Genomic DNA, 12,783 nt, shown 5'->3' on the forward strand with positions numbered 1-12,783 from the left:
AAATAATTTTTGAATGTATCATCTCAATGATCTGCAACTGGCCTTACGGGTGGCCGAACTTCAGAGCCTGTCTGCCGCCGGACGCGAGCTGGGCATGACCCCGGCCGCCGCCAGTGCCGCACTGCAGCGGCTGGAAAAGAAGCTGGGCAGCCAGTTGTTTGCCCGCTCCACCCGGCGACTGCAGCTCACCGAAGAGGGACAAGTGTTTGTCGATGCCGCCCGTCAGGCGATGGGGCTTTTGGACAACGCCGCCATGGCGTTGGCGGAAAGCCGCGGTGAGCTCAAAGGGGAAGTCAGGTTGGCACTGCCTTCGGACTTGGGCCGCAGCCTGATACGTCCCTGGCTGGACCAACTGATGGCCGGGGCGCCCGAGTTGTCACTGCAGTATTTCTTCGGCGATCAGCTGACAGATCTCATCGGCCAGAATGTTCACCTGGCGCTGAGGTACGGCCATTTGAGCGACTCAAGCCTGATGCGGCGGCATCTATTGTATGTGCACAGGGTGGCGGTGGCCTCGCCTGAGTATCTGGCCCAATATGGTCGGCCCAAGACGCCCCATGAACTGAGCCAGCATAAGGTGCTGATACTCAATCGTGGCGGTGAACCTTGGCAACGCTGGGGCTTCACGGAAGCCGGTAACCCATTGGCCGTCGAGGTGAAAGGCAGGCGAATAGCCAATGATGGCGCCGTCATTCGCGACTGGGCCCTGGAGGGCCAGGGTATCGCCTTCAAGAGCTGGTTGGATGTCGCCGAAGATGTGCATGCCGGGCGGCTGATTAACCTTTTTTCGCCCCAGCAATGCGAAACTGTGCCGCTGCAAATCCTGTACCTGCATACCGACTACCCCAGCTTCAAGGTGCGGCGGGTGATAGATTTTCTGGCCGACAGGTTTCAGACATTTGAGCGGCGCTTTCCGTTGATTTGAACCGAGCCCATTCTTGCGCAGCGTTGCCTGGATTAGCGCCGGGCTTTCTATTCGCTCTGGGCTTTTATTCGCTCAGGGCTGTTGCCCCCAGAGGCAGCCACACCCGCACTCGGCAGCCGCGGCACTCGCGGCGGTTTTCCAGCTCCAGATGACCATTATGCTGGGTCACCACGTCGCGGCAGATAGCCAATCCCAGCCCCAATCCATCCTCCTTGGTGGTGGCGAAAGACAGCATTAATTCCGCCGCCGAGGCGCTCAACCCCGTGCCTGTATCCAAGAGTTCCAACAGCAACCACTCTCCCTTGGTCCCGGCGGCTGGGGGCGCGGCCTGATAGTCGAGTTTGAGTTGGATCTCCCGTTTACCCGATACCGCATCCAGGGCATCCATGGCATTTTTCAGCAAGTTAACCAGCATCTGACTCAGCCCCACTGCATCCCCCAGCAATGGCCGCTCCGGCCCGCGACGACTTATTTTGAGCTCGACGCCCTGCTGCTCCATCGGCCGCTGAAACAGCGCCAGTGCATCCCTGAGCAGCGACTCTATCACCACAGGCTCAGATTCTGCCCGGCGCCGACGCAACAAGCCGCGAATACGATGCACCACGGCCCCAGCGCGGATAGACTGATTATTGATCTTGGTCAGCACCTCACGCATGGCATCGGCGCGCTCGCCACAGCCCTCGGCGGCGCGCTGCTCCAGCACCATCATGGCGCCTTCGCTGTATTGGGTAATGGCGGCAATCGGCTGGTTGAGCTCATGCGCCAGCCCGGCGCCAATTTCGCCCAGAATAGCGGCACTCTGCATTCGTTCCAGTTGCAACTCTTTATCCCGCAGTTGTCGCTCTGTTGCCAGCAAGAATTCACTCTTCTGGCGGAACTTGTACTCCAGCCACAGGTGGTAGAGAGTGGAGATCAGAAACAGTAACAGCAGCGCTCCGCCCCACTCCTTGTTCTTGCGTACCCAGTCGATGGCAGCTTCATACAAAGGGGGTGGACCGCCGTGGAGATCCAGCTCCTCATACAGTTTGATCACCTTGAGCTGACTGATAGGAGCTGTCCAGCCCATGGTGTCGGCCTTGATCGCCGCTTCAGAGTCGGAAGGCAAGTCGAACAGCGCCCGGGTCACCGCCTGGGTGATATGGCTGGGCACCAGGTCCGAGGCGGCAAATGACCAGTTGGGATAGAGGGCACTGCTGGTTTCACAGTCATAGCCCTCGGGCTTGACGCCGTTGATCACCCGATAGTCCTGGCGCTGCACCAAGCCGGTTTCCACCATCTCTTCCAGGGTACAGAAGGGGGTGATGGCGGCATCCACTGTGCGGTCACGCACCTGGTAAACCAGAGGCTCCAGCGGAAACCCCAGAAAACGCACCTCACCGAAAAAACGCTTGGCGGCAAAGCCACGCTTATTCAGCAAGCCTACTGTCGCCTGATATCCTCCCAGCGCCTGAGGATCGCTGGCCACCACAGTGGCGCCGCGCAGCTCCTCAATATTACGCACCGGGCTGTCGGCCCGCACTATGATCGCCGAGCTGATGGCAAAGGTGGTTCCCTGATGCTTACGGCTGCGCATGGTGGCCAGCCAGGACAGGGGCAGCTTGCTGCTGAGGCTAAGATACTGCCCCGGGTTGGTCACAATAAAGTGGATCCTGTGCTCCAGCAGTTGCTGGCTCATTTGATCAAAGGTCAGCGGCTCCACCTCGAAACGATTGCCGGGCAGCTGTTGGCTGAGATAACGCATCATGGGGCGCCATCTCTCTTTTGCCTGGGCAACCCCGTGATTGGCCAGTACCCCGACACGGAACACAGCCTCTATGGGCTCGTCACCCATTTCGGCATCGGTCGCCGGTTCATACAGTTGCGCCGAAGCCGAAGCACACCCGGCCCCCAACAACAGTATCAAGATTAATATTCTGGCCATTCCAACTCCCCTTTCATCCATGAAGATAAGCTAATACAGACGGCGAAAAAATAACTTGATGGAGGGCAAATGTCGGCCAACACCTCAGTGATCTGGCTCTAAAAGCCAACAACCGGGTTTGAGCCCAGTCGCGACAAAGATTAGGATTGGCTTATTCACTCGAGAGAGGCAAGTATGTGACTGACACAGAGCTTTATTTGGTGGACGACGATGCCGCCGTTCGGGATTCACTCGGCTTTATGCTGAGCCAGTTCGGTTACCGGCTGCAAGCCTTTGACAGCGGCCAGGCATTTCTCCAGGCCGCCGAATTGGAGGCGCCTGGCTGCGTAATCCTCGACAGCCGCATGCCGGAACTCACCGGCCAGCAGGTACAGCAGAGATTATTGGAGGCCAACAGCCCCTTGGGGATCATCTTTCTCACCGGCCATGGCGATCTGCCGATGGCCGTTGATGCCTTTCGTCAGGGAGCCTGCGACTTTTTCCAGAAACCGGTTGCCGGCAAGGCGCTGGCCGCCGCCATCGAAAAAGCCTTCGACTACAGCCTCAAGACCCATGAACAGCAGCAACTGCAGCAGAAATACGCCACCCTGACCGAGAGGGAGCAGCAGGTACTGCAGCTGCTGGTGCAGGGAATGACCAATAAACAGATGTCCGAAGCTCTCTATCTATCGCTGCGAACCATAGAAGTACATCGCGCCAAGATCATGAAAAAGCTTGGTGTTCACAGTATTGCCGAACTGATTAAGTTCACCCCCTTGGTTTGACCCTATCCCGGGTGCGACAGCTTGTCGCACTTTGGCTGTTTAGCTTTGCCCCATCCGCGCACAAGACCCAAAATGGGTCATTCAAAACAACCAAAATCAATAAGATATGCGCTTTTCACCTTCTCCTCTCGCTCTGGCTTTACTGCCAATAATCGGTCTGGGCTCAGCCGCCAAGGCCAGTGATTCTCCCATGGAAGTGCTGGTGGTGCGCGGCAGCGTACAGAGCAGCGTGCTGCAGACCTCGCCAGAAGCCACCGCGCCCAAGGCCGATATCAGTGGTCTGCTCAAGTCACTGCCCGGCGCCAACGTCAACAGTAACGGTCCACTAACCGGCATAGCCCAGTATCGTGGCCTCTTTGGCGATAGAGTCGAAACCCAGGTCGGCGGCATGAGCATGGCCGGTGCCGGTCCCAACGCCATGGATACCCCCCTGAGCTATGCCGTACCTGTGATCACTGAGCAGTTAGAGCTGGATCGCGGCATAGCCCCGGTCGCCAGCGGCGTCGATACCTTGGGTGGCAGCATCCGGGTAGTGGAGTCCCAGGCTCGTTTCGATGAGATCAGCGGCCTGGTCAGCGGCCAATACCAGCACAATGGCGAGCAGAGCCGCATCGGCGTCAAGAGCAACTTCGGCGGCGAGCGGCAGGCACTCATGCTGTATGGCGACTTGTTCAAGGGCAATGATGTGCCCGAGAGCGGCGATAACCACCGACTGCTGCCAGGGGTCTACGACAAGCAGGTGTTCGGCGGTGAATACAGGTTCAACCTGGCCGACAGCAACGCCGATGACGAGTCGATAGCCTTCTCGTTCCAGCATCTGGAAACCACAGATGCCGCCACCCCGGCGCTGCCGATGGATATCGACTATATCCGCACCGACAGATTCAAGCTCAGTGGTGAGCACCTGCTGGCCGATTGGCAAACGCGCTGGCATCTGGGCTACAGCGATGCCCGCCACGGCATGGACAACTTCAGCCTACGGATGAAAATGCCTACCATGGCACCACGCTACACCATAGCCGACTCCAAGAGTTTCGACGGCCATTGGCAAATGGCGAAAGACAGCTGGGAATTTGGCTTGGATTGGCGCCATGCCGAACACGACACTGTGGTGACAGACCCCAGCAACAGCAAGTTCCGGGTGGATAACTTCAACGGTGTCAACGACAGTGTTTACAGCCTCTACGCCCAATGGCAGCAGGATTTTGGCCGGTGGAGCTGGCAACTGGGTAGCCGGGTGAAACACTACAGGTTTGATGCCGATCCCGTGAGTCACTCTATGGCGGCGATGAAACCGGCAATCAAGACCCTGATGGACAGATTCAATCAGGCCGATCGCAGCCAAAACGATACCGGGCTGGACTTGGTGATCAACGGCCGCTTTGAAATCGACAGTGAGCTGGATGCCATAATCGGCCTGGCGCGTAAACAGGCCAGTGCCAGCTATCAACAGCGCTATCTCTGGGTGCCGATGCAGTCCACCGGTGGCCTGGCCGATGGCCGAACCTATGTGGGCCAGATGGACTTGGAGCTGGAAACCGCCTGGCAACTGGAGCTGGGGCTGGATTTACACCGTCAGGATTTCAACCTGACCCCTAGGGTATTTGTCCAAAGGATAGACAACTATATTCAGGGCCTGCCCACGGATGATCCTGCCGTTATCGCCGCCGGCGATGCCAACACTTTGGTGTTCAGCAATACCGACGCCCTGCTCTACGGCATGGATGTCAATGCCCACTGGCAGTTGCATGAACAGTGGAGCCTGGATCTGCAGGCAGCCTATACCTATGGTGAGCGCCGCGACGTGGAAGACAAGCTTTACCGTATCGCCCCACCCAACCTGACTCTAGGACTCAACTGGGATCAGGGCAGCTGGTTTGCCCGCCTGGAGACAGTAGCAGTTGCCGCCCAGGATAAGGTCTCGGCCACTCAGCTGGAGCAGGAAACTGCAGGCTATGGCTTGGTGAATCTGGCGGCCGGTTACCGCGGTGACAGCTTTATGCTCAAGGCCGGGGTCGATAATCTGCTGGACAGAGAATATGTCGATCATCTCGCCGGTTATAACCGGGTAATGGGCGGTGATATCGCCGTTGGCGAGCGCTTGCCACAACCCGGTCTCAACGCCTGGGTCATGGGCGAGTACCGTTTTTAAGGGCGCCCCGGTTGCCCGCTTAAGGGTTCATCCTCACCGTGCTCCCGCAGGCCGTTGAGATTTCCACTGCAATTGAACCTGCCCCGGCCTTTTCTCGTCTCGAAAGGCCGGGATTTTTTTAAGCAACTGGCTTCTTGGCCAGCTTGCGTTGCAGGGTGCGGCGATGCATTCCCAATTGGCGGGCGGTGGCCGAGACATTGCCCTTATTGGCATTGAGTACCTGCTGAATATGTTCCCACTCCAAGCGCTTGGGGTGCAGCGGGGTTTCATCAGGTAGGGATGAAGCCGTGTGGGATTTAGGCTCGACTTTGAGTGCCGCCAGCAGTGTCCGGGTGTCGGCCGGCTTGGCCAGATAGTTGTCTGCCCCCAGTTTCACCGCCTCCACCGCAGTGGCTATGCTGGCAAAGCCTGTTAGCAGCACAATACAGGCCTTGGGCAAGCTGGCTCGCAGCGGCACTATCAGGTTGAGGCCGTTGCTTTGCGCCAATTTCATATCCAGCAGCACATGGCTCGGCTGCCAGCTACGGGCACTGAGCAGTGCTTGGCTGGCATCTTCTGCATGGCAGCACTCGAAATCATGCCGCTGCATACGCCGTTTCAGAATGGCAGCCAGCGCCAGGTCATCTTCGACTATCAATAACCGCTTCATGCCGCATCTCCTTTACCGGCAGAAACCGGCAATAAGGGCAGACTGATACGCGCCTCACAGCCCTGTGGGCCGTTGTGCAGCACCAGTTCGCCCCCCAGCTTCTCCAGGCTGGCGTGACTCAAGAGCACGGCAACCCCCATACCTGTGCGGCTCGCCACCGGCATCAGCCCAAGCTCGCCCAAGAGATGCGCCTCTATACCGCGGCCATAATCCTTGATGTTAATTTCAAGCCGAGTGTCACCTAGGGAGTCGAAGCCAATTTCAACCTTAGGCTCGCCTGTATTGTTGAGGCTGGCCTTGGCGGCGTTATCCACCAGCGCCAGCAGCGCCGGCAACAGACTGGCATCTGTGATAATTTCACGTTCAGTCAGGCCTGCGGGCAGGGTGAGGCTGAAATCCACCTCGGGCATCAACAGCATGAGTTGCTGGCGCATATTTTGCCCCAGTGCCGCCAATGTCACGGCCTGGCGGCGACGTTCACGAATCGATTCGGTGGCGCGGCGCAGTTCATTGAGAGTGACTTCACAGCGGGACAGTGCTTGGCCCATTTGCGCCTGCGCCTCGGCATCCAGGCCCTCTTCCATGGCTTCATCCAGCAGTAATCTCAGGCTCGCCAGCGGCGTTGCCAACTGGTGTGCCATCTGCGCCGAAGCTGTGCCCAACGCCAGCAGTTGTTCCTGCCGCAGCTGATTTTCCCTCAGCCAACCAAGCTCGGTATCCTGGCGCCGCAGACGACGGCTTATCAGAGCGACACTGGTGGTCAACACCAGTGCCGATACCACAAAGTTAAGCCACATCCCCAGGAAGTGAGAGCTCATATCCATGCCGTGATGGCGCATATGCCCTTCCGGCAAGCTCAAGATCATCAGGCTGTAGGCCAGGGTCGACAGCGCCGCCAGGCTCCAACTGCCCCAGGCGGGCAAGGTGACCGCCGCCAGCGCAATCGGCACCAGCAGCAGCGAAATAAAGGCATTGGTGGCCCCACCGGAAAACCACAGCCAGGAGATCCAAAACAGGGTATCCAGCAACAGGGCGATAAAGATACCGGCACTCTGGCGATAGAGGGGATGACGCAGCCACAGGGTCAAGGCCAGATAGGCGCTTTCCAGCCCAAACACCCACCACAAGGGTTCAGGCTGCAGCGTCAGGCCAAAGGCATCGCTGCCGAGCAGGGTCAGCCCCAGTTGCAGCAGCAACCCCAAAACCCGCAGCAACGCCAGTTGATCGGCCGCCGCCAGGCCACCGGTTCGACCAAATATGCCATCCATTCCCATCCGGGTGCTTTTCATTCGTCTATTATCCGAAAACCTGCAAAGGCGTTGAGGCGGCAGATATGCCAAGTTGGCTGTGGTGTCACAAGACTCAGGGATATCAATGCCTACCGCTATCGCCTTGGCACAGCTGCTTTACATCATTAACAAGGCTTCACATTTTAGGGCCTTTTCAAAGCCAAAGCACTTGTTTACCCTGTGGATTCACCTTTTTTCATTCCTGAGAGGCTGCAGAACCCGCCAATGACCACTTCCTCTTCCTTGCCGCTGATCCTGGCCGGCCCGATATTGCGCCACTGCGACCGGGACCATTTCACCCTCTGGTGGGTCAGCAGCAAGCCGTTGAGCCCGCAATTGACGCTTAAGTTGAGTCACAAATCGGCGCCCTTGCCGCTGAATGAAGAACAAGTGCACCGAGTACAACTGGGTGAACATGCCTGGCAGTATCTGCTGCACCTGGAGGTTCCCAGATTGCTGCCCCAAGGGCAAGCCGTGGGTTACAGCTTGGAAGATGCCGATGGTCAGTCGCTGTTCGCCGATATCGAAGGCCTGTGTTATCCGGATAAATCCACCCCCGAACTGGTGCTGCAGCCCAGGCTGGATCGTTTGCTGCACGGTTCCTGTCGCAACCCGCATCATCACAGCGGCGACGCACTGGTGGCGGCCGATACTCTGCTGGAGCAGAACAATGCCCCTGCCGAGCGACCGGCGCTGCTGATGCTGAGCGGCGATCAGCTCTATGTCGATGACGTGGCTGGCCCCACCCTGGTGGCTATTGCCCAGGTAATAGCGCTGCTGGGACTGAAACAGGAGAACTTTAGTGACGCCCCGCTCAAAGACTCGGCGCAGATAGATTATGGCCCAGACTCCCTCTACCTGCGGCCGAAACAGCTCTTGCCCCGTACCCAGTATCCGGCCAAGACTGCACTCTGGCGCTGGTATATCAACCACCCCATCTTTACCTCCTCGATGGCAGAAAACCATCTGCTGAGCTTCGCCGAAGTTACTGCCCTGTATCTTTTAATCTGGTCGCCGGAACTGTGGCAGCAACTGGAACTGCCGCAACAGTTGCCCGGGCTGAGCGGTAAACGGGCACAGGAGTGGCAGGCCCAGTGGCAACATCTGTTGGAGTTCAAGGCTGGCCTTGGCAAGGTTAGGCGCCTTTTGGCGCATCTGCCTACCTATATGATTTTCGACGATCATGACATTACCGACGACTGGAACCTGACGGCCCGCTGGGAAGAGGCCGCCTATGGCCACGCCTTCTCCAAGCGCATCATAGGCAATGCCTTGCTGGGTTACACCCTGTTTCAGGCTCTCGGCAATCAACCCAAGAGGTTTACCGACTTTTTCGAAGAGCTGAGCGGCCTCTATCTGGCCGACAGTGAGCGCCAGGATGCCCTGATAGACAAGCTGCTCAAGTGTGAGAACTGGCACTACACCCTGGATACTCAACCCAGAATGGTGGTACTGGATACCCGTACCCGCCGCTGGCGCAGCGAATCCAACCTGGCCAAGCCTTCCGGGTTGATGGATTGGGAGGCGCTGATGGATCTTCAGCAGGCACTGCTGGGGCAGGATAAGGTCATCATAGTGTCGGCGGCACCGATTTTCGGGGTCAAACTGATTGAGGCGGTGCAGCGCACGGCCACCCTGATCGGAGCTTCGCTGCTGGTGGACGCCGAAAACTGGATGGCGCACCCTGGCGCCGCCAACGCCCTGTTGTCGATCTTCATGCACAGACGTACCCCGCAGGAGTTTGTGATCCTCTCCGGCGATGTGCATTACTCCTTTGCTTATGACATAGGGATCCGCTTTCGCCGTGCCAGTCCCAACATCTACCAGATCACCGCCAGCGGCATCAAAAATCAGTTCCCGGAAAAGCTGCTGCCTGTGTTTGATAAGCTCAACGGCTGGCTCTATGGTCATTTCTCGCCGCTCAATCTGCTGACCAAACGCAAACGTATGTCGATCCGCGGCCGCCGCCCCAATGGGGAACGCAGCAAACGCCTGGTCAACCAAAGCGGTATCGGCCTCCTGGAACTGGCAGAAAACGGCGCCCCCCAGCGGATAGCCGTACTGCATGCCGATATGAGCCTGACCGAGTTTCAAGCGCCCAAAGAGAGCCGCGACTGACAAAGGCTCAAGCTTACTCTCCTGCCTTTGGAGTCGTTTCCGGCGGATTGATATCAGGAGTGGTTATCGTCTCCTTGACAACTTCCGAGGCACAGGCGTCTGGATAAAGCTCATCATAGACATCCAGCGCCCTATCACGGAAAGAAAGCACGATGTAACCTATCAGCAACTCCAGTGCAATCACCACAACACCATACCAAGAGCCAAACAACTTAAGGAACAGATCCCAAAGCTCAGCGGTATCACCGCTCTTGATCGCGATACCGGCCAAACCGGACAAGGGCAAGATCAATATGGTTACACCAAAAGCAGTCAACAGATTAGTACTTATTTTAATTAAGGTTTCCGCATGTACTTCTCTGGCTTTACGACTCCTTTGCTCCACTTTCATTTGTCACATCCTTTTATTGACCTAATACAATCAAAATAACTGTTACTTTGGCTAATGTTAACCATCTCTAGCAAGTACAGCACCCACCTCTCGACTGCAATACAACACACTGAATGGCTACCTGCTCCAATTCATATGTTCCCATTGAAGTAATGGCGCGTTGCCCGGCTTATGGCATACTCAGGCGAAACCACCTTGGGAGCCTAAGATGCATCTGTGTCACTGCCAACTTGAGCAACATGGCGAGGCGATACGCGCCATCTTCAACCATGCCATTGCCCATACCACAGCCCTTTATGAATACCAGCCAAGGAGCGAACAGCAGATCCGCGACTGGTTCGGCGCCAAACAGCAAGGCAGCTGGCCAATTCTGGGCGCCGAGGATGAGCAGGGGCAACTGTTGGGATTTGCCAGCTTAGGCCCGTTTCGCGGCTATCCGGCCAATCTCTATTCGGTGGAACACTCTGTGTATGTGCACCCGGAGCATAGAGGCAAAGGGGTGGCGCGCTTTCTGATGCAGCATTTGATAACCCAGGCCCGGGAGCGCGGCATGCGCACCATGGTGGGCGCCATAGATGCCGGAAACCAGGCCAGTATTGCCCTGCACCTGAAGTTGGGGTTCAAGCACTCAGGCACCCTGCCCCAGGTGGGCTATAAGTTCGGCCGCTGGCTGGATTTGGCGTTTTATCAGCTTATGCTGCCGGGACCTGCCGAGCCCAAAGAGAACTAACTCTATTCGGGCACGAGCCGATTTTCGTCTTATACCCCTGAAAAAATTCATCATTCCCGGGCAATCCGCCAGCGGCCATCTACACTTATTCAAGCGTATTTGCGAATAAGGGAACCCGATTAGATGACACTGGATTATATCGCACTGGGGCTGCTGATCTTTGTCGCCCTGGTGATCTTCTACGGGGTGATAGTGATCCACGACATCCCCTACGAGCTGGCCAAGAAACGCAACCACCCCCATCAGGACGCCATTCACTATGCCGGCTGGGTGAGCCTGTTTACCCTGCATGTGCTGTGGCCGTTTCTGTGGATCTGGGCCACACTCTGGCGCGAGGACAGAGGTTGGGGCTTTGACAAAATTCAACAGGAGCAGCAATCACTGCACCATGAAACCGTACTCCTGGCGCAGCAGTTGGAGCTATTGAGTGAAAAAGTCGCCGCCCTGGAAGCCCAAAAGCATGCCGCCACAGAGCCCCTTGCAGCGCCGAGTGCCCAAGTCCAAACCCCAACCCAAGTCCAAACATCTTCAGAAGAGCCCCCAGCCGCCCCCAAACCCACCAGCGGCGTGGACTTGGATACGGCAACAGACTCGGCCGACATTCCAGGTACAGATAATCAGACCCAGAGCAATAACAAAAATGGGGAGAACAGATAAATGGATCTCTTGCTTATCCTCACTTATACCGCCATCTGCGTCGCCATCTTCAAGATTTTCCGCATCCCGCTCAACAAGTGGAGTGTGCCCACCGCCGTGCTCGGCGGAGTAGTACTGATAGGCACCTTGATTTTGTTGATGAACTACAACCATCCCCATACCGCCATGGGCAGCCAGATGTATGTCACCACCCCGCTGATCCCCTCGGTGCGCGGCAAGGTCATAGAAGTACCCGTCATCCCCAACAAACTGCTGAAGGAGGGCGAGCTGCTGTTCCGGGTCGATCCGACTCCTTATCAGACAGAAGTCACCCGGCTGGAGGCCAGCCTGGAGCAGGCCAAACAGGCGGTATTGGGGCTGGACGCCGCCTATAAGGCCGCCGAGGCCAGTCGCATCAAGGCCGAGGCCGAACGGGACAGAACCCAACTGGAATATGAGCGCTACCGCAGCGGTTTTGAAAAAGGCGCCTTTACCCGCGCCGATGTCGACAACCGTCGTCAGTATTATCTCGGCGCCCAGGCCTCAGTAGAGGCGGCCGAGGCCGAAGCCCGGCGCGCCAAGCTGGCACTGGAAGCCGAGTATCAGGGGCAAAACACCCAGGTGGCCGAAATTGCCGCCATGTTGGAAAAAGCCAGATTCAATCTGGAAGAAACCAGCATGCGCGCCCCCTCAGACGGTTATGTGACCCAGTTGACCCTGAGACCGGGAATGATGGTGGTGCCCATGCCCCTCAGGCCTGTGATGACCTTTGTCCATCAAGAGGAGCGCTTTTTTGTCGGCGCCTTTAGGCAAAACTCGCTGCTGCGGCTGAAACCCGGTTTCAAGGCCGAGCTGATCTTCCGCGCCCTGCCGGGCAAGGTGTTTCAAGCCGAAGTTGTCGAAGTGCTGCCGGCCATAGGTGAATCTCAGGTGCAGGCGCAGGGGCAGCTCTATGGCTCGTCACAAATTCGCCTCAACGGCCGGCCACTGGTAAAACTCAAGCCGCTGGACGATCTGAGTCAGTATCATTTGCCACTGGGCACCAATGTGGAGATCGCCATCTATTCCGATAGCTTTGAGCATGTATCAATCATGCGTAAAGTATTGATAAGGATGAAAAGCTGGCAGAACTATCTCTATCTGGATCACTGATATTCCTTATCGACGCGCAAGCCTTTGGCAAGAGTAAAAAGCCCCAGGAACACTCC

The 12,783-nt window shown here is 57.2% G+C and carries 10 protein-coding genes and 1 pseudogene; 7 read left to right on the top strand and 4 right to left on the bottom strand.

What is annotated here, in order from left to right; genetic code table 11:
- Positions 1-13: 13 nt before the first annotated feature.
- On the top strand, positions 14-925 hold the full coding sequence (locus tag HCX89_RS18175) for a LysR family transcriptional regulator (RefSeq protein ID WP_025010203.1): 912 nt from the start codon (positions 14-16) through the stop codon (positions 923-925).
- 64 nt (positions 926-989) lie between these two features.
- On the opposite strand, the gene HCX89_RS18180 is transcribed toward HCX89_RS18175, so the two are convergent.
- The gene (locus HCX89_RS18180) at positions 990-2,756 is read right to left on the bottom strand and encodes a PhnD/SsuA/transferrin family substrate-binding protein (protein WP_101058637.1); all 1,767 of its coding nucleotides are present in this window, start codon (positions 2,754-2,756) and stop codon (positions 990-992) included.
- A gap of 236 nt (positions 2,757-2,992) precedes the next feature.
- On the opposite strand from HCX89_RS18180, the gene HCX89_RS18185 reads away from it, so the two are divergent.
- Complete coding sequence (locus tag HCX89_RS18185) at positions 2,993-3,610, top strand: response regulator transcription factor (RefSeq protein WP_257579186.1); 618 nt, start codon at positions 2,993-2,995, stop codon at positions 3,608-3,610.
- A gap of 106 nt (positions 3,611-3,716) precedes the next feature.
- Positions 3,717-5,762, top strand: coding sequence for a TonB-dependent receptor (locus HCX89_RS18190; protein ID WP_167716934.1), 2,046 nt, complete (start codon positions 3,717-3,719; stop codon positions 5,760-5,762).
- Positions 5,763-5,880: 118 nt separating this feature from the next.
- On the opposite strand, the gene HCX89_RS18195 is transcribed toward HCX89_RS18190, so the two are convergent.
- Positions 5,881-6,411: a response regulator transcription factor gene (locus tag HCX89_RS18195; protein ID WP_025010206.1), complete on the bottom strand. Its 531-nt coding sequence runs from the start codon at positions 6,409-6,411 to the stop codon at positions 5,881-5,883.
- Complete coding sequence (locus HCX89_RS18200; protein ID WP_025010207.1) at positions 6,408-7,679, bottom strand: ATP-binding protein; 1,272 nt, start codon at positions 7,677-7,679, stop codon at positions 6,408-6,410. The genes HCX89_RS18195 and HCX89_RS18200 overlap by 4 nt, the downstream gene beginning before the upstream one ends.
- A gap of 246 nt (positions 7,680-7,925) precedes the next feature.
- Here HCX89_RS18200 and HCX89_RS18205 point away from each other — a divergent pair, with 246 nt between their 5' ends.
- Positions 7,926-9,818, top strand: coding sequence for an alkaline phosphatase D family protein (locus HCX89_RS18205; RefSeq protein WP_167716936.1), 1,893 nt, complete (start codon positions 7,926-7,928; stop codon positions 9,816-9,818).
- 13 nt (positions 9,819-9,831) lie between these two features.
- On the opposite strand, the gene HCX89_RS18210 is transcribed toward HCX89_RS18205, so the two are convergent.
- Positions 9,832-10,209: a hypothetical protein gene (locus HCX89_RS18210; RefSeq protein WP_167716938.1), complete on the bottom strand. Its 378-nt coding sequence runs from the start codon at positions 10,207-10,209 to the stop codon at positions 9,832-9,834.
- Between the two features lie 208 nt (positions 10,210-10,417).
- Between HCX89_RS18210 and HCX89_RS18215 the strand changes: the two genes are divergently transcribed.
- The 3 genes and pseudogenes from HCX89_RS18215 (at position 10,418) to HCX89_RS18225 (ending at position 12,727) form a co-directional block, all read left to right on the top strand.
- Positions 10,418-10,939, top strand: a complete 522-nt coding sequence (locus HCX89_RS18215) for a GNAT family N-acetyltransferase (protein ID WP_028780646.1) — start codon at positions 10,418-10,420, stop codon at positions 10,937-10,939.
- 123 nt (positions 10,940-11,062) lie between these two features.
- Positions 11,063-11,323 (top strand): annotated as a pseudogene (locus HCX89_RS22935) (DUF3302 domain-containing protein); the annotation flags it as partial.
- A gap of 273 nt (positions 11,324-11,596) precedes the next feature.
- On the top strand, positions 11,597-12,727 hold the full coding sequence (locus HCX89_RS18225; RefSeq protein WP_062793878.1) for an HlyD family secretion protein: 1,131 nt from the start codon (positions 11,597-11,599) through the stop codon (positions 12,725-12,727).
- Positions 12,728-12,783: the final 56 nt, after the last annotated feature.

It is taken from the genome of Shewanella sp. Iso12 (assembly GCF_012030025.1).
Lineage (GTDB): Bacteria > Pseudomonadota > Gammaproteobacteria > Enterobacterales > Shewanellaceae > Shewanella > Shewanella algae.